Consider the following 16937-nt stretch of genomic DNA (forward strand, 5'->3'; position numbering starts at 1 on the left):
GACACTGGAAGGACCATGCCTAAGCCCGGAGAACTCACTTTCGTCGCGCCCCGCGGTGCCAAGAAGCCGCCGCGGCACATCGCCGACCTCACGCCCGCCGAGCGCAAGGAAGCCGTCGCCGCCACCGGCGAGAAGCCGTTCCGCGCCAAGCAGCTCTCGCAGCACTACTTCGCGCGGTACGCCCACGACCCCGCGGAGTGGACCGACATCCCGGCCGGTGCGCGCGAGAAGCTCCGGGAAGCGCTGCTGCCCGACCTGATGTCCGTGGTGCGGCACATCAGCTGTGACGACGACACCACCCGCAAGACGCTCTGGCGGCTCTTCGACGGGACGCTCGTGGAGTCGGTGCTCATGCGCTACCCGGACCGGGTGACCATGTGCATCAGCTCCCAGGCCGGATGCGGCATGAACTGCCCGTTCTGCGCCACCGGACAGGCCGGTCTCGACCGGAACCTGTCGACGGGCGAGATCGTGCACCAGATCGTGGACGGCATGCGCGCGCTGCGGGACGGCGAGATCCCCGGCGGCCCCGCGCGGCTCTCCAACATCGTCTTCATGGGCATGGGCGAGCCGCTGGCCAACTACAACCGCGTGACCGGCGCCATCCGCCGCCTCACCGACCCCGAGCCGGACGGCCTCGGTCTGTCGCAGCGCGGCATCACGGTTTCGACGGTCGGCCTCGTGCCCGCGATCCACCGGTTCTCCGACGAGGGCTTCAAGTGCCGCCTCGCCATCTCGCTGCACGCCCCGGACGACGAGCTGCGCGACACCCTCGTGCCGGTCAACACGCGCTGGCAGGTGCGCGAGGTGCTCGACGCGGGCTGGGAGTACGCCGCCAAGTCGGGCCGCCGCCTCTCCATCGAGTACGCGCTCATCCGCGACATCAACGACCAGGCGTGGCGCGGTGACCGTCTCGGCCGGCTGCTCCGGGGCAAGCCGGTGCACGTGAACCTCATCCCGCTGAACCCGACGCCGGGCTCCAAGTGGACGGCCTCGCGGCCCGAGGACGAGAAGGCGTTCGTGGAGGCCATCGCCGCCCATGGTGTGCCGGTGACGATCCGCGACACCCGTGGCCAGGAGATCGACGGGGCGTGCGGTCAGCTCGCCGCCGCCGAGCGGTAGTCTGGCGGTCGTACGGGTTTCGTACGCACATCTGCATATTCCGACAGGGGAGCGCCACAGCGCTGAGAGTGCGGCACCTTGGACAGGTGGGCCGCAGACCCTCTGAACCTCGCCCAGGTCATTCTGGGTAGGAAGTTCGGGCATTACTCAAGCTGTAGCGCCCTGCCCGCGTGCCACCGGCCCGTGGGCAGGGCCGCGTCTCTTCCTGGACACCCAGGAGGACTTTTCCGTGAGCACCACCCGCACCACCCGCACCACCAGCAGGAGCCGCCAGAGCGGCAAGAGCGGCAGGAACCGAGGCAGGAACGTCGTGGCCGCCGCCGTCGCGGTGGGTCTCGGGGTCTGCGCGCTCTCCGCGTGCGGCTCCGGCGGCGGCTCGGACAAGGCCGACGCCAAGAAGGTCACGCTCGTCACGCATGACTCCTTCAACGTCTCCAAGGACGTGCTGAAGGACTTCGAGAAGCGCTCCGGCTATCAGGTCACCATCCTCAAGGACGGTGACGCGGGCGCCGCCGTGAACAAGGCGATCCTCTCCAAGGACAACCCCCAGGGCGACGTCTTCTTCGGCGTCGACAACACCCTCCTGTCCCGGGCGCTCGACAACGGCCTCTTCCAGCCGTACGAGGTCAAGGGCGCCGACGGCATCGACGCGCGCTACCGGGTCGACGGGGGCAAGCACCGGGTGACGCCCGTCGACAGCGGTGACATCTGCGTCAACTACGACAAGAAGTACTTCGCCGACAAGAAGCTGGCGCCGCCGAAGTCCTTCGACGACCTGGTCAAGCCCGCCTACAAGGACCTCCTGGTCACCGAGAACGCCTCGACGTCCTCGCCCGGCCTCGGCTTCCTGCTCGGCACCGCCGCGAAGTACGGCGACCAGGGCTGGGCGGGCTACTGGAAGAAGCTCAAGGCCAACGGCGTCAAGGTCGTCGACGGCTGGGAGCAGGCCTACAACGAGGAGTTCTCCGGGTCCGCCGGCGGCAAGAAGGCCAAGGGCGACCGGCCGCTCGTCGTCTCCTACGCCTCCTCCCCGCCCGTCGAGGTGCTCTATGCCGAGCCGCAGCCCGAGGAGGCGCCGACCGGCGTCGCCACCGGCACGTGCTTCCGCCAGGTCGAGTACGCGGGCCTGCTCGGCAACGCGGGCAACACCAAGGGCGGCAAGGCGCTCCTGGACTTCCTCGTGGGCAAGGAGTTCCAGGCGGACATGCCGTTGCAAATGTTCGTGAATCCGGTGGTCAAGGGCACGAAGCTGCCCGAGCTGTTCACGGAGCACGGTGTGACGGTCGACGAGCCGCAGACCATGGACCCGAAGAAGATCGCCGACAACCGCGAGCCGTGGATCAAGTCGTGGACCTCGCTCGTACTGAAGTAGACAAGAGCGCGGAGGCGGTCGCGCCCCGCTCCCGCACGCGGTCGCGCAGGGGGAGTGCGGCGCGGCTCGGCCTGATGGCCCTGCCCGTCGCGTTCTTCGCGGTGTTCTTCGCCTACCCGGTCACCGCGATCGTCGCGCGCGGGCTGCACGTCGACGGCGTCTGGCGGTTCGGGCGGATCACGGAGGTGCTGGGGCAGTCCGACATCCGGCACGTGCTGTGGTTCACCACCTGGCAGGCGCTCGCGTCGACCGCGCTCACGCTGCTGATCGCGCTCCCCGGCGCGTATGTGTTCGCGCGCCTCGACTTCCCCGGCAAGCAGGTGCTGCGGGCCGTGGTCACCGTGCCGTTCGTGCTGCCCACGGTGGTCGTCGGGACGGCGTTCCTCGCGCTGATCGGGCGGGGCGGGCTCTTCGACGAGCTGTGGGGCGTGCGCCTGGACACCACCGTGTGGGCGATCCTCCTCGCGCACGTCTTCTTCAACTACGCGGTCGTCGTCCGCACGGTCGGCGGGCTCTGGTCGCAGCTCGACCCGCGGCAGGAGGAGGCCGCGCGGATGCTCGGCGCCTCGCGCCTGACCGCCTGGCGGACGGTGACGCTGCCCGCGCTCGGGCCCGCCGTCGCGGCGGCGGCGCTGATGGTCTTCCTCTTCACCTTCACCTCCTTCGGCGTCGTGCAGATCCTCGGCGGGCCCGCGTACTCGACGCTGGAAGTGGAGATCTACCGGCAGACCGCACAACTGCTCGATCTCCCCACGGCCGCCGTCCTGACCCTCGTGCAGTTCGCGGCGGTGGGGCTGATCCTGGCCGTCCACGCGTGGACGGTGCGGCGGCGCGAGAGCGCGCTGAAGCTCGTGGACGCCGTCGGGGTCGCGCGCCGCCCGCGCGGGGCGGGCCAGTGGACCCTGCTCGGCCTGGTCATGGCCACGGTCGCGGTGCTGATCCTGCTGCCGCTCGGGGTGCTGGTCCAGCGCTCCCTCGCCGGGCCCGACGGCGTCGGGCTCGCCTACTACCGCGAGCTGACCTCGGCGGACGGCGGCGCCTTCCTCGTGCCGCCGATCGAGGCGATCGGGAACTCGCTGCGGTACGCGCTCGTGGCCACCGTCATCGCCGTGGTCATCGGCGGGCTCGCCGCCGCCGCGCTCACCCGGCGCGCCGGTCGTCTCGTACGCGGGTTCGACGCGCTGCTCATGCTGCCGCTCGGTGTCTCGGCGGTGACCGTCGGCTTCGGGTTCCTGATCACGCTCGACGAGCCGCCGCTCGACCTGCGGGCCACCTGGATGCTGGTGCCGCTCGCCCAGGCCCTGGTCGGCGTGCCGTTCGTCGTACGGACCATGCTGCCCGTCCTGCGGGCGGTGGACGGACGGCTGCGCGAGGCGGCGGCCGTGCTCGGCGCCTCTCCGCTGCGGGTGTGGCGGGAGGTCGACCTGCCCATGGTGCGGCGCGCGCTGCTGATCGCCGCGGGGTTCGCCTTCGCGGTGTCGCTCGGGGAGTTCGGGGCGACGGTGTTCATCGCGCGGCCCGACAACCCGACGCTGCCCGTCGCCGTGGCCCGGCTGCTCGGCCGGGCCGGTGACCTCAACTACGGGCAGGCGATGGCTCTCTCCACGATCCTCATGGTGGTGTGCGCGGTGTCCCTGCTGCTTCTCGAACGCCTTCGGGCCGACCGCACCACGGGAGAGTTCTGATGACGACGGACCTGCTGAGCCTGCGGGAGGCGACGGTCCGCTTCGGGGCGCGGGCCGCGCTCGACGCCGTCGACCTGGCGGTCGCCGAACACGAGATCGTGTGCGTGCTCGGACCCAGCGGCAGCGGCAAGTCGACGCTGCTGCGGGCGGTCGCCGGGCTCCAGGGGCTCGACGCGGGGCGGATCGAGCTGGACGGACGCGACCAGCGCGGGGTGCCCGCGCACAAGCGGGGCGTCGGCCTGATGTTCCAGGACCACCAGCTCTTCCCACAGCGCGACGTGGCGGGCAATGTCGCCTTCGGGCTCCGGATGCGCGGCGCGTCGCGGGGCGAACAGGCCGACCGGGTCGCCGAACTGCTGGAGCTCGTCGGGCTGCCCAAGGCGCAGCGGCGCGCGGTCGCCTCGCTGTCCGGCGGCGAACAGCAGCGGGTCGCGCTGGCCCGCGCCCTCGCGCCGCGGCCCCGGCTCCTCATGCTCGACGAGCCCCTTGGCCAGTTGGACCGCTCGCTGCGGGAGCGCCTGGTCGTGGAGTTGCGGGAGCTCTTCGACGAGTTGGGCACGACGGTGCTCGCCGTCACGCACGACCAGGGCGAGGCCTTCGCGCTGGCCGACCGCGTGGTCGTCATGCGGGACGGGCGGATCGCCCAGTCCGGCACGCCGCTCGAGGTGTGGCAGCACCCGGCCGACGAGTTCGTGGCCCGCTTCCTCGGCTTCGACAACGTCACCGAGGCGACGGTATCCGGCGGGGCGGCCGAGACGGCGTGGGGCAGGGTCCCCGTCCCCGAGGGCACTCCCGCCGGACGGTGCCGCATCCTCGTGCGCCCGGCCGGCGTGCGGCTCGTGGCCGCCGACGAGGGGCTGCCGTGCGAGGTGACGGCACGGACTTTCCGCGGCACCCATGTCGCCGTCCACCTCCAGCCGAAGGAGGGGCCGCGCCTGGAGGCGGCGTGCACGCTGCGGGAGGCGCCGGAGGTGGGGGAGCGGGTGGAGGTCGCGTTCGACGCGGGGGACGTCGTCGTCCTGGGGTGAGTGCCAGGACCAGCGGAGCGGAGGCGGCGGCTCCGGTGAGCTCCGCCGAAAACCTGGATGCCGCCGATCATGGCTCGCTCTAAAGTTCGAGCCATGACGACCTCGACGACCCCGACGACCTCGACGTCCGCGACGCCTGCGACGTCCCCGAAGCCGCCGACGCTGCTGAGCCACGACCGCTACTGCGACGAAGTCACCCACCAGATGGACCTGTTGAGGGCCACGCTGAACGGCGCCGATCTCTCCGCCACCGTGCCGACCTGCCCCGACTGGACGCTCGCGCAGCTCGCGCGGCACTCGGGCGGCGCGGTGCGCTGGAGCGAGCGGCTGGTCACCACCCGTGCCGAGGAGAACATCCCCCCGCAGGACGTGCCGGCGGCCGGCGGGCCCGACGGCGACGACCCGGCCGCGCTCGACGCCTGGCTGGCCGAGACCGCCGCGCTCGGCACGAAGACGTTCCGCGACGCGGGCGCCGACGCCTCCGCGTGGTCGTGGACCGACGACCACACCGCCGGGTTCTGGGCGCGGCGCATGACGCACGAGCTGGCGATCCACCGCTCGGACGCCGCGATCGCCGTGGGCGTCGCCTACGAGGTGGCGCCGGACGTGGCCGCCGACGCGATCGACGAGTGGCTGGACATCGTGCGGTTCGTCCAGCGCCACGTCCCCGACGACAGCGCGGCCGAACTCAAGGGCGCCGGGCGCGGCTCCATCCATCTGCACGCGACCGACGCCCCCGAGGGCCTCGACGCCGAGTGGCTCATCGAGTTCGGCGACGACGGCTTCACCTGGCGCCGCGGCCACGCCAAGGCCGCCGTCGCGCTCCGCGGGCCGCTCACCGAGGTGCTGCTCGCCTTCTACCGGCGGCGGCCGGTGGACGGCGGACAGGTCGAGGTCGTCGGGGACCGCGAGCTGCTCGACTTCTGGCTGGAGCGCGCGACGTTCGGCTGAGCACCCGCCCGACGCCACGGGGCCCGTCCGCCACGGCGGGCCCTACGCGGGCCCGGCGTGGCCGGCGAGCAGCGCGGCGAGCGCGTCCGGCGCCTCCTCCACCGTGTCGACCAGCGCGATACGGGACTCCATCGGCCGCTCCCGGGCCAGCGACCGCAGCAGCGGCCAGACCGGGAGGTGGTCCGTCCAGTGCGCCCGGTCGACCAGGACCATCGGGGTGGGCTCACCGCGCGACTCGTAGTAGTTCGGGGTGGCGTTGTCGAAGACCTCCTGCACCGTGCCCGCCGCGCCGGGCAGGAAGACGACGCCCGCGTTCGATCGGGCGAGGAGCCCGTCCTCGCGGGTGGCGTTGGCGAAGTACTTGCCGAGGTGGGAGGCGAAGGCGTTCGGCGGCTCGTGGCCGTAGAACCAGGTGGGGATGCCGACCGACATGCCGCCGGAGGGCCGGAGTTCGCGGACCGCGTAGGCCGCGCGTGCCCACTCGGTCACCGACGGCGTGAACGACGGCGCCCCGGAGAGGAGTTCGAGGGCCTCGTCCAGCATGGCGTCGTCGAAGACGGCCGCATACGCGCCGAGGTTCGCCGCCTCCATCGCGCCGGGGCCGCCGCCCGTCGCCACCGTGAACCCCGCGCGGGCCAGCGAGCGGCCGAGCCGTGCCGCGCCCGCGTAGGCGTCCGTGCCGCGCTTCATCGTGTGGCCGCCCATGACGCCCACCACGCGCGCCCCGTCGAGCAGTTCGTCCAGGGCATCGGAGATGGAGTCGTCGTGTATGGCGCGGAGCATCGACGACAGGACGTCCCCGTCGGCCTTGGTGCGCTGGAACCACTCGTAGGCGTGGGCGTCCGGAGTCGCCTCGTAACCGCCGTCGGCCAGGCCCGCGAACAGGTCGTCGGGGGAGTAGAGCAGGCCCCGGTACGGATTGAACGGCAGTCCGGGAACCGGGGGGAAGACCAGCGCGCCGGAGGCGCGGACCTTCGCCGCCGCCTCCTCGTCCATGGGGCAGCCGAGGAAGACGGCGCCCGTCACGTCCGCGGCGAGGAGCGCGGAGGTGCGCTCCGTCAGGTCCACGGCCTGGACGCGGCTCCCGGCGAGCGCCCCGCGTCCGCAGACCTCGTCGAACTCGACGAGGGTCTCGATCTCACGGTCGTCGCCGGGTCGCCGCGTGGCGGATGCGTGTTCGGAAGAGGGCTGCATCCGCCCATGCTAAGCAGCACCACTCGGGGCGACAGAGGTCAGCCCTGCACCTCGGAGGGGTCCATCCACATGATCTCCCAGGTGTGCCCGTCCAGGTCGTCGTAGGCACGGCCGTACATCGTGCCGTAGTCCTGGACCCTGCCCGCCGTGCCGCCCGCGGCGATCGCCTTGTCCACGAGCTCGTCGACCTTCTCGCGGCTCTCGGCGCTCAGACAGAGCAGCGTCTCACTGGTCTTCGCGGAGTCCGCGATCTCCTTCTGCGTGAAGTCCGCGTAGCGCTGCTTGCTCAGCATCATCGCGATGATGGTGTCGCTGATGACGACGCACGCGCAGTCGTCCGTGGAGAACTGCGGGTTGATGGTGTACCCGAGGTCCGTGAAGAACTTCTTCGACGCGGCGACGTCGTTCACGGCGAGGTTCACGAAGATCATCTGCTGGTACATGAGGGTCTCTCCCGGTCAGTGTGTGCGCTGTGTGCGTGCTGTACGGAGACTTAGACACCCATTCGACACAGAACTCATCGCCCGGCGTGGACTTTTCGAACGAATTTTTTTCAGCGGGTCAGCGGCAGCGCCGCGAGCTCCGCGACGGCCCAGGTCAGAGGGGCGAACAGGGCGGTGAGCGCAGCCGCGCGCAGCGCCGCGGAACTCCGCAGCGCCGTGGCGGGCGCGCCGAACCGCAGCAGCGTCTCGTTGGTCCGGGTACGGGACTGCCTCGTCTCGACGGCCGCCGTGGCGAGGGTCAGCACGGCGCACCCCGTGACGAGCAGCGCGCCGAGCGCCGTGAGCGGCCCGACGCCGGTGCGCGGCTCCGCGTACAGGACCACCGAGGCGTACGCGCCCGACGCCACCGCGCACAGCACGCCGAGCGGACGCCCGATGCGCCGCGCCTCCTCCTGGAGGACGCGCCCCGCGAGCAACCGCACCGCGCCGGGCCTGGCGGCCTGGAGCAGCCGCCCGCAGAGGTAGGTGAGGCCGGGCCCGGCGAGAGCGAGGCCGAGCGCGGTCAGCGCCCAGCCGCCGAGGACGCCCGCCGGGTTGCCCGTGGCGCCCCCGGGGAGCCGGAAGCCGGAACCATCGGGTGAACGGCCCGCGTACGTCTCCACGGCGAGGCCCGCGGCCAGCACGGCGATGCCCCACGGCAGGCCGCCGGGCGGCGAGGCGGGGGCGTCCGACGGCCCGTCGGCGCGTGCGTCCTCTTCGGTGGCGCTCCCCTTGGCGGGGCGCGGGCGCAGCGCGACGGCGGTCACGGCCGAGGCGGTGACGGGGACGACGGTGAGCAGGGTCAGGACGGCGCCGAGCGGCAGCGGCAGCTTGGCGGCGAGCAGTCCTGCGGCGGCGCCGTCGAAGGGAAGCCCCGACAGGTCGCCGCGCAGGTGCAGGAAGACGAGCAGCGCCACCATGGAGCCGAGCGTGCAGGCCACGGCCGTGGAGATCGCGGCGAGCACCGTCAGCCGGGCGGGGCCGAGCCCGACCCACGAGAGGCCCGTGCGCGGCTTGGTGCCGGGGTCGGTGCGGGCCACCGCGACGGCGAAGTAGACGGTCGCCGTGACCGGTGCGACGCACCAGGCGAGGCGCGCGAAGGCGCCGGCGCCGGGGTGCTCCATGGCGTACGCGAGGGTGCAGAGCAGCAGGAAGCCGGTGCCGGCAGACGCGCCGGCCACGAACAGCCGCCGCAGCTGGACGAGCGGGTGGGCGCGGCGGCCTAGACGGAGAGCGAGCACGTGGCCCGGCCTTCCACGCCGGAGACGGCCCCTGCGCCCACGGAAGGGGCGTCGCTGCCGGCTTGGGCCGGGGTGTGGGCCTGGGCTTGAGCCTGGACCGGCGCTGGGGCTGTTGGGGTGCTTGAGGTGCTTGAGGTGCTTGAGGTTTCAGCGGTGCCGGTGGGGGCTGCGGTGCCGACGGTGCTGGCGCTGACTGTGACGTCGACGCTTGCGGGGGCCTCGGGGGAGCTTGGGGCCCTGGGGGTACTTGGTGCTTCGGTGGGTGTGGCGGTGCCTGGAGCGTCGGGGGTCTCGGCGGCCTTGGGGGCGTCTGGGGCCTCGGGAGCCGTGGGGGCCTCGGAGGCCGTGGGGGTCGCGGGGGCTTCGGGGCTGCCGGTGGCTTCAGAGGGCTCAGCGGCTGCGGGGGCCTCGGTGGGCTCCGGGGTTTCAGGAGCCTCTGGTGGCGTGTCGGCCGCGGTGGTCTCAGTGGTCTCGACGGACTCCGGGGCCTCGAAGGCCTCCGGGGCTTCAGCAGCCTCTGGTGTCGTGTCGGCTCCCGGGGTGTTGGTGGCTCGCGGCGTCTCGACGACCTCCAGGGTCTCGACGGTCTCCGGGGCCTCGGCGTGCTCCGGGGCTTTAGCGGCCTCCGGGGCTTCAGCGGCCTCTGGCGTCGTGTCGGCACCCGAGGTCTCAGCGACCTCCGGCGTCTCAACAGCCTCTGAGGTCTCAGTAGCTTCTGCGGCCTCCGCGATCTCCGGGGGCCCAGCAGTTCCTGCGGCCTGCGCGATCTCCGAGGCCTCCGCGGTCTCCGAAGTCTCTACGACCTCCGGGGTCTCCGCAGCCCCCGAGGCCGCGGAGACCCCGGCAGCCTCTGGGGCCGGGATGTCGGCAGGTTCCGGCGCCGCAGCGGCCCCCGTAGCCTCAGCCGACCCGGCAGCCTCCGGCGCAGGGACATCGGCGGCCTCCGGTGCCGCAGCACCCCCCGAGGCCTCAACGCCTCCCGGAGCCTCAACGCCCCCCGAAGCCGCAGCACCAGCACCAGCACTGTTCACAACCTCAGCACCCCCCGAAGCCGCAGCGGTCTCCGAAGCCTCAACGCCCCCCGAAGCCCCCAGGGTCTCCAAAGTGGGAACAGCCCCCACCGCCACAGCGGAACCCCCAACCGCAACCCCACTCTCCAGCCCAAGCTCAACCCCAATCCCGTGCCCATCCTCACGCTCACGCCGACGCCGCAGCTCCCCAGCCTCCACGCGCCGCCCGTCCAGCAACGTCAGGGTGCGGTCGGCGAGAGGTGCCGCCTCCGTGTCGTGCGTGGTGAGGACGACCGTGATGCCGTGTGAGCGGGCCGCGGTGGTCAGCGTCCGGAGGACATGTGTGCGGTCGGCATGGTGGAGCGGCGCGGTCGGCTCGTCGGCGAAGATCACGGACGGCATGGTGATCAGCGCGCGGGCGACGGCGACGCGCTGCCGCTCCGCCTGGCGGAGGGCGTGCGGCCGCTTCTGGGCGCACTTGCCGATGTCGAGGCGGTCGAGCCACTCCTGGGCGGCGGCCTTGGCCGCCCGGTGGGGCGTGCCGCGCAGCATCAACGGCAGCGCGACGTTCTCCCAGGCGGTGAGTTCGGGGACGAGCTGGGGCGACGACTCGATCCAGCCGAAGCGCTCACGCCGCAACCTCGCACGCGCGCGTGTACGCATCGTGTGGAGGGGACCGCCGTCGAACCAGACCTCCCCCTCCTGGGGCCGGAGCCGGCCCGACAGGACATGCAGCAGAGTCGTTTTTCCACTGCCACGCGGGCCGTTGACGACGAGGATCTCGCCCTCGCCGACACCGAGCGAGACGTCGGTGAGGGCTGGGGAGCCGTTGTGTGTGACGTGCAGTGCGCGTGCCCACAGCACGTCGCTGTCCGGCGGGGCCACCATGGCGTACACCTCGGTTCAGATCAGCTCGACTCCCACGCACGGGGGGAACGAAGGCGGGGCCGATCGGTCACTGGGCACGCTAGGGATTCGGGCGGACCTGCCCGGAAAAGACGCGGCCCGGGGGCACCCGTTCTCACTCGAACGGGTGCCCCCGGGGGCGGTGTGGATCACTCGATCAGGCGATGCTCGGCACGCGCTCCAGCGTGCGGAGGGGGGTACGGAGGTGTGGAGAGGTGCGGAGCGCCCGCCTCAGAGCTTGGTCCACGCCTCGCTGAGCACCTGCCGCAGGACGCCCTCGATCTCGTCGAACGTGTCCTGGTTCGAGATCAGCGGCGGCGCGAGCTGGACGACCGGGTCGCCGCGGTCGTCGGCACGGCAGTACAGGCCGTTCTCGAAGAGGGCCTTGGAGAGGAACCCGTACAGGACGCGCTCGGTCTCCTCGTCGTTGAAGGTCTCCTTGGTGTCCTTGTCCTTCACCAGCTCGATGCCGTAGAAGAAGCCGTTGCCGCGGACGTCGCCGACGATCGGCAGGTCCAGGAGCTTGCGCAGGGTCTGGTAGAACGCGTCCTCGTTGTCGAGGACGTGCTGGTTCAGGCCCTCCTTCTCGAAGATGTCGAGGTTGGCGATGCCGACCGCGGCCGACACGGGGTGGCCGCCGAAGGTGTAGCCGTGCAGGAAGGTGTTGTCGCCCTGGTAGAACGGCTCGGCGATCTTGTCCGAGATGATGCACGCGCCGATCGGGGAGTAGCCCGAGGTCATGCCCTTGGCGCAGGTGATCATGTCCGGGACGTAGCCGAACTTGTCGCAGGCGAACATCGTGCCGAGGCGGCCGAAGGCGCAGATGACCTCGTCGGAGACGAGCAGCACGTCGTACTTGTCGCAGATCTCGCGCACGCGCTGGAAGTAGCCGGGCGGGGGCGGGAAGCAGCCGCCCGCGTTCTGCACCGGCTCCAGGAAGACGGCGGCGACGGTCTCCGGGCCCTCGAAGAGGATCTCCTGCTCGATCTGGTCGGCGGCCCAGCGGCCGAAGGCCTCGGGGTCGTCGCCGTGGATCGGGGCGCGGTAGATGTTGGTGTTCGGCACCTTGTGCGCGCCGGGGACCAGCGGCTCGAAGGGGGCCTTGAGGGCCGGCAGGCCGGTGATGGACAGGGCGCCCTGCGGGGTGCCGTGGTAGGCGACCGCGCGGGATATGACCTTGTACTTCGTGTGGTTGCCGGTGAGCTTGTGGTACTGCTTGGCCAGCTTCCACGCGGTCTCGACGGCCTCGCCGCCACCGGTGGTGAAGAAGACCTTGTTGAGGTCGCCCGGCGCGTAGTCGGCGAGGCGCTCGGCCAGCTCGACGGCCTTCGGGTGGGCATAGCTCCACACCGGGAAGAAGGCCAGCTCCTGGGCCTGCTTGTAGGCGGTCTCGGCGAGTTCGTGACGGCCGTGGCCCGCGTTGACGACGAAGAGGCCGGACAGACCGTCCAGGTACTTCTTGCCCTTGTCGTCGTAGATGTAGGTGCCCTCGCCACGCACGATGGTGGGAACGGGCGCGTTCTCGTACGACGACATGCGGGTGAAGTGCATCCACAGGTGGTCGTAGGCGGTCTGGCTGAGGTCCTTGCTCACGGCTATCGGGTTCCCCACATATAGGTCTGCTTCTTGAGCTTGAGGTAGACGAAGCTCTCGGTGGAGCGCACGCCGGGGAGGGCGCGGATGCGCTTGTTGATGACTTCCAGGAGGTGGTCGTCGTCCTCGCAGACGATCTCCACCAGGAGGTCGTACGAGCCCGCGGTCATCACCACGTACTCGGCCTCCGGCATGGCGGTCAGCGCGTCCGCGACGGGGTCGAGGTCGCCCTCGACCGTGATCCCGACCATCGCCTGCCTGCGGAAACCCACGGTGAGCGGGTCCGTGACGGCGACGATCTGCATCACGCCCTGATCGAGCAGCTTCTGGACGCGCTGGCGCACGGCCGCCTCGGAGAGGCCCACGGCCTTGCCGATGGCGGCGTACGGACGGCGTCCGTCCTCCTGGAGCTGCTCGATGATCGCCAGAGACACGGCGTCCACGGGAGGGGCGCCGTTCCCGCTGGTGCCGCCGCCCGGGTTTCCGGTGCGGGAGCCGCGGGGGCTGCTGGGGTCTGCGCTGCGACTGGCCACGCCCTCACTCTGCACGACGTCTCGTCACTTCCGCAAGGTCGAACCGATGAAATTCGTTGTCTCGGACTTCGATCGTCACGGATTCCGCAGTTCTGGGGTGCCGGGTATGTTGAAAGCGTCGGTGCAACGGCTAGTGTGGGTGTCTCATCCACTGGACATCTGACCTGGAGGGCCGGAAGTGACCACCGAGCTGCGCCGTCTGCGCAACTACATCAACGGAGAATTCCGGGACGCGGCCGACGGACGGACCACCGAGGTGATCAATCCGGCGACCGGCGAGGCGTACGCGACCGCACCGCTGTCGGGTCAGGCCGACGTGGACGCCGCCATGAAGGCCGCGGCCGACGCGTTCCCCGCCTGGCGTGACCAGACGCCCGCGGAGCGGCAGAAGGCCCTGCTCAAGATCGCCGACGCGTTCGAGGAGCGGGCCGAGGAGCTCATCGCGGCCGAGGTCGAGAACACGGGCAAGCCGACCGGGCTCACGCGGTCCGAGGAGATCCCGCCCATGGTCGACCAGATCCGCTTCTTCGCGGGTGCGGCCCGGATGCTGGAGGGCCGCGCGGCCGGCGAGTACATGGAGGGCCTGACCTCCATCGTCCGCCGTGAGCCGGTCGGCGTCTGCGCGCAGGTGGCCCCGTGGAACTACCCGATGATGATGGGCGTGTGGAAGTTCGCCCCGGCGCTCGCCGCGGGCAACACCGTCGTCCTGAAGCCCTCGGACACGACGCCCGCGTCGACCGTCCTGATGGCCGAGATCATCGGCTCCATCGTGCCGCCCGGCGTCTTCAACGTCGTCACCGGCGACCGCGACACCGGCCGCCTGATGGTCGAGCACAAGACCCCGGCCATGGCCTCCATCACCGGCTCCGTGCGCGCCGGCATGCAGGTCGCCGAGACCGCGGCCAAGGACCTCAAGCGGGTCCACCTGGAGCTCGGCGGCAAGGCGCCCGTCGTGGTCTTCGAGGACACCGACATCGCCAAGGCCGTCGAGGACATCTCGATGGCCGGCTTCTTCAACGCCGGCCAGGACTGCACGGCCGCCACGCGCGTGCTCGTCCAGGAGTCCATCCACGACGAGTTCGTGACGGCGCTCGCCAAGGCCGCCGCCGACACGAAGACCGGCATGCCGGACGACGAGGACGTGCTCTACGGCCCGCTCAACAACGCCAACCAGCTGAAGCAGGTCTCCGGCTTCATCGAGCGGCTGCCGGCGCACGCCAAGGTCGAGGCGGGCGGCTCACGGGTCGGCGAGAAGGGCTACTTCTACGCCCCGACCGTCGTCTCCGGCCTCAAGCAGGACGACGAGATCATCCAGAACGAGGTCTTCGGCCCCGTCATCACCGTGCAGTCCTTCACGGACGAGGCGCAGGCCGTCGAGTACGCGAACGGCGTCGAGTACGCCCTCGCCTCCTCCGTCTGGACCAAGGACCACGCGCGCGCCATGCGCATGTCCAAGATCCTCGACTTCGGCTGCGTCTGGATCAACACGCACATCCCGCTCGTGGCCGAGATGCCGCACGGCGGCTTCAAGAAGTCCGGCTACGGCAAGGACCTCTCGTCCTACGGCTTCGACGACTACACGCGCATCAAGCACGTCATGACGTCGATCGAGGGCTGAGCCCGAGGGCCGCGCCCGCGGCTCGGCGGCGCCGAAATCAGGTGACCGCACCGCCCGCCCCCACGTACCGTCTTGCGTACGCGGGGGCGGCTCCGCGGCGTGCTTCCTTCTTTCTTCTTATGTGAAAAGAGCCGTAGCGCACACACTTCCCGCCCCCGCTTCTCTCCGCGCTACGGGGGCGGGACCAGATGGTGACGTCGACGACCGACGATCTCGCGGGGCTGCTGCTGCGCCGACGGCAGAGCGTGGACGTCGCCGAGGGCACCGGACGGACGGTCGCCGCCGACCGGCTCCCGGCCGAGATACCGCTGCGCGAGAGCAAGGCGCTCGCGCTCGCGCCGCTGCTCGACGACGCGGGCACCCGGCCGCTGGTCGCGCGGTACGCGGACACCGCCACGGACGTGCTGCGCCTGCTCGCCGTACGGTCGGGCGGAGACCCCGACCTGCTCGAACCGCCGCGTCTGCGCGGCCTCACCCGGCCCGTGCGCCGTGAACTCCTCGCCCTCCTCGACCGGCTCGACTTCGCCCGTCTCGCCGAGGACATGGCTCGGCACCCGCGCGCGTGGAAGCGGGTCGGCGAGATCCTGCACCCCTTCGAGGGCGCCCACCGCCACGCGCGCGTGGCGCTCGCCTTCGCCGTGCTGCGGGGGACACGGCTCGACGACACACGGCTCGGCGGCATACTGCTCGCCGAAGCGGGGCGGCACGCGTGCGTGCGGCTCGTGGGCGACCGGCTGCGCGTCGTCACCTGGCAGAGCCGCGTCGAGGACGCCCTCGGCCGCTGGGACACCACGGCCGCCGCGCGGCTGCTCGGCGAACGCCCCGGCGAACTCCTGGCGCCGCCTCGACCTGCTCCTCGCCCGCTCCGGCTCCGCGACCCTGCCGGAGCCGGTCGCCGAGGCGCTCGCCCGCGCCCTGCCGCACACCGCTCCCGGACCACTGCTCGGCGCGTACGGACAGCTCACGATCCGCACGGCGCCGGGGCGCCGCCGCGTCTTCTTCCCGCGCGGGCGGGTGACCAAGGCGTACGCGGTCGACGACCACCGGCCGCCGCTGCCCTCCCGCGTCGCGGGCCGCGCCGGTGAGCTGATCGCGGCGGAGGCCGTGCGACGCCTGACCGAGCGGGACGGCGAGCGGTACGACGTGGCGGTCCTGGACGCCTCGCTCGCCGACCTGCCCGTACCGTTCGCCGAGCGGGCATCGGCCGCCTCGCTGGTCGCGGTGCCGCGCGGCAGCTCGCTGCCCATGCCGGCGGACGGCGAGACCGTGCGGCTCTTCCTGCACTGGCTCCAGCCCAGGAGCACCCGCGTCGACCTCGACCTGTCCGTCGCGCTCTACGACGACCTGTGGCGGTTCATCGGCCTCTGCGACTACACGCACCTGGAGTACGCGGGCGGCGCCGCCCGGCACTCCGGCGACCTCACGTCGGCGCCCGCCCCGCACGGCGCCACCGAGTGCCTGGACCTCGACCTGCCGCGGCTCGCGGCCACCGGGGTGCGGTTCGTGGTGCCGGCCGTCCTCTCGTACAACGACGTGGCCTTCGACGAACTGCCGGACGCCTTCGCGGGGTTCATGGCCGTGCGGGGCGACAAGCGGGCCCGCTACGACCCGCGGACGATCCGCCAGCGCTTCGACCTCGCGGGCGACGCGCGGCTGCGCGTGCCGATGGTCGTCGACCTGCGCACGCGCCGCGCCTGGTGGGCGGACGTCACGCTCGCCACGTCCGAGGGCAACCACGACGTGTGGCGCTACCGCAGGCAGCTCGGGCACATCGGCCACGACCTGCTCGACGCCTTCCAGCCGGGCGGCCGGGCCACCCTCTGGGACCTGGCCTGCTGGACGGCGGCGGCCCGCACCGTCGGGGACGTGTTCGTCCGCGGCCGCGGCCACGTCCTGTGGGGCTACCGCCGCGCCGACGACGAGCCCCGCGCGGACTTCGCCCTGCGTGTCCGCGACGCCTGGGAGCCCGACGCCCTGCGCGCCGAACCGGAGCTGACGGGCCGCCGGGCCCTCCTCGCCCTCCTGCACGGCGAGCTGCCGGAGGCGGCGACGGCCGCGTCCGGCACCGTGTACCGCCTCTACCCGGGTCCGGTCGACGCCGCGCCGCTGGAGCGGGTCACCGCCGGGGACCTGGCGGCGTGGCTGGAACCGGCGTCGAGCCGTACGGCGGCGGGCTGATCGACAGGGTGTCGGCTCAGGCGC

The 16937-nt window shown here is 71.9% G+C and carries 13 protein-coding genes and 1 pseudogene; 8 read left to right on the forward strand and 6 right to left on the reverse strand.

The features are described from left to right. Positions 1–15 precede the first annotated feature (15 nt). The 5 genes from rlmN to DCW30_RS30935 all read left to right on the forward strand — a co-directional run bounded on the left by rlmN (position 16) and on the right by DCW30_RS30935 (position 6158). Entirely contained in the window at positions 16–1122 is a 1107-nt protein-coding gene (gene rlmN, locus DCW30_RS30915; protein ID WP_076684282.1) for a dual-specificity RNA methyltransferase RlmN, read from the forward strand. Between the two features lie 310 nt (positions 1123–1432). Beyond that, positions 1433–2494, forward strand: a complete 1062-nt coding sequence (locus DCW30_RS30920; RefSeq protein WP_076688858.1) for a thiamine ABC transporter substrate-binding protein — start codon at positions 1433–1435, stop codon at positions 2492–2494. Then, the gene (locus DCW30_RS30925; RefSeq protein WP_076684281.1) at positions 2470–4179 is read left to right on the forward strand and encodes an ABC transporter permease; all 1710 of its coding nucleotides are present in this window, start codon (positions 2470–2472) and stop codon (positions 4177–4179) included. The genes DCW30_RS30920 and DCW30_RS30925 overlap by 25 nt, the downstream gene beginning before the upstream one ends. Next, on the forward strand, positions 4179–5207 hold the full coding sequence (locus DCW30_RS30930; protein WP_076684280.1) for an ABC transporter ATP-binding protein: 1029 nt from the start codon (positions 4179–4181) through the stop codon (positions 5205–5207). The genes DCW30_RS30925 and DCW30_RS30930 overlap by 1 nt, the downstream gene beginning before the upstream one ends. A 93-nt stretch (positions 5208–5300) precedes the next feature. Then, positions 5301–6158 carry a maleylpyruvate isomerase family mycothiol-dependent enzyme gene (locus tag DCW30_RS30935; protein WP_079249985.1) on the forward strand — a complete coding sequence of 286 codons (858 nt, stop codon included), beginning with the start codon at positions 5301–5303 and terminating at the stop codon, positions 6156–6158. Between the two features lie 42 nt (positions 6159–6200). On the opposite strand, the gene DCW30_RS30940 is transcribed toward DCW30_RS30935, so the two are convergent. The 6 genes and pseudogenes from DCW30_RS30940 to DCW30_RS30965 form a co-directional block, all read right to left on the reverse strand. Then, entirely contained in the window at positions 6201–7352 is a 1152-nt protein-coding gene (locus DCW30_RS30940) for an LOG family protein (RefSeq protein WP_076684279.1), read from the reverse strand. 38 nt (positions 7353–7390) lie between these two features. Then, positions 7391–7795: a VOC family protein gene (locus DCW30_RS30945; RefSeq protein WP_076684278.1), complete on the reverse strand. Its 405-nt coding sequence runs from the start codon at positions 7793–7795 to the stop codon at positions 7391–7393. Between the two features lie 110 nt (positions 7796–7905). Further along, positions 7906–9075, reverse strand: a complete 1170-nt coding sequence (locus DCW30_RS30950) for a hypothetical protein (RefSeq protein ID WP_076684277.1) — start codon at positions 9073–9075, stop codon at positions 7906–7908. A gap of 1190 nt (positions 9076–10265) precedes the next feature. Then, positions 10266–10973 (reverse strand): annotated as a pseudogene (locus DCW30_RS30955) (ABC transporter ATP-binding protein); the annotation flags it as partial. A gap of 249 nt (positions 10974–11222) precedes the next feature. Continuing rightward, a complete protein-coding gene (locus tag DCW30_RS30960) occupies positions 11223–12602 on the reverse strand; it encodes an aspartate aminotransferase family protein (protein WP_062778814.1) in 1380 nt (459 codons plus the stop codon). Next, the gene (locus tag DCW30_RS30965) at positions 12587–13132 is read right to left on the reverse strand and encodes an Lrp/AsnC family transcriptional regulator (protein ID WP_076684276.1); all 546 of its coding nucleotides are present in this window, start codon (positions 13130–13132) and stop codon (positions 12587–12589) included. The genes DCW30_RS30960 and DCW30_RS30965 overlap by 16 nt, the downstream gene beginning before the upstream one ends. A gap of 163 nt (positions 13133–13295) precedes the next feature. Here DCW30_RS30965 and DCW30_RS30970 point away from each other — a divergent pair, with 163 nt between their 5' ends. The 3 genes from DCW30_RS30970 (at position 13296) to DCW30_RS37115 (ending at position 16913) form a co-directional block, all read left to right on the forward strand. Further along, the gene (locus tag DCW30_RS30970; protein WP_076684275.1) at positions 13296–14735 is read left to right on the forward strand and encodes a gamma-aminobutyraldehyde dehydrogenase; all 1440 of its coding nucleotides are present in this window, start codon (positions 13296–13298) and stop codon (positions 14733–14735) included. 188 nt (positions 14736–14923) lie between these two features. Next, positions 14924–15820 carry a hypothetical protein gene (locus DCW30_RS37110; protein WP_076684274.1) on the forward strand — a complete coding sequence of 299 codons (897 nt, stop codon included), beginning with the start codon at positions 14924–14926 and terminating at the stop codon, positions 15818–15820. Then, positions 15750–16913: a TerD family protein gene (locus DCW30_RS37115; RefSeq protein ID WP_076684273.1), complete on the forward strand. Its 1164-nt coding sequence runs from the start codon at positions 15750–15752 to the stop codon at positions 16911–16913. The genes DCW30_RS37110 and DCW30_RS37115 overlap by 71 nt, the downstream gene beginning before the upstream one ends. Positions 16914–16937: the final 24 nt, after the last annotated feature.

The organism is Streptomyces alfalfae, assembly GCF_004127445.1.
Lineage (GTDB): Bacteria > Actinomycetota > Actinomycetes > Streptomycetales > Streptomycetaceae > Streptomyces > Streptomyces alfalfae.

Bases quoted from the DNA above. Each gene is read 5' to 3' on its own strand.
- rlmN (WP_076684282.1), top strand. From the start codon at position 16: ATGCCTAAGCCCGGAGAACTCACTTTCGTCGCGCCCCGCGGTGCCAAG.
- DCW30_RS30930 (WP_076684280.1), top strand. From the start codon at position 4,179: ATGACGACGGACCTGCTGAGCCTGCGGGAGGCGACGGTCCGCTTCGGG.
- DCW30_RS30935 (WP_079249985.1), top strand. From the start codon at position 5,301: ATGACGACCTCGACGACCCCGACGACCTCGACGTCCGCGACGCCTGCG.
- DCW30_RS30940 (WP_076684279.1), bottom strand. From the start codon at position 7,352: ATGCAGCCCTCTTCCGAACACGCATCCGCCACGCGGCGACCCGGCGAC.
- DCW30_RS30945 (WP_076684278.1), bottom strand. From the start codon at position 7,795: ATGTACCAGCAGATGATCTTCGTGAACCTCGCCGTGAACGACGTCGCC.
- DCW30_RS37110 (WP_076684274.1), top strand. From the start codon at position 14,924: ATGGTGACGTCGACGACCGACGATCTCGCGGGGCTGCTGCTGCGCCGA.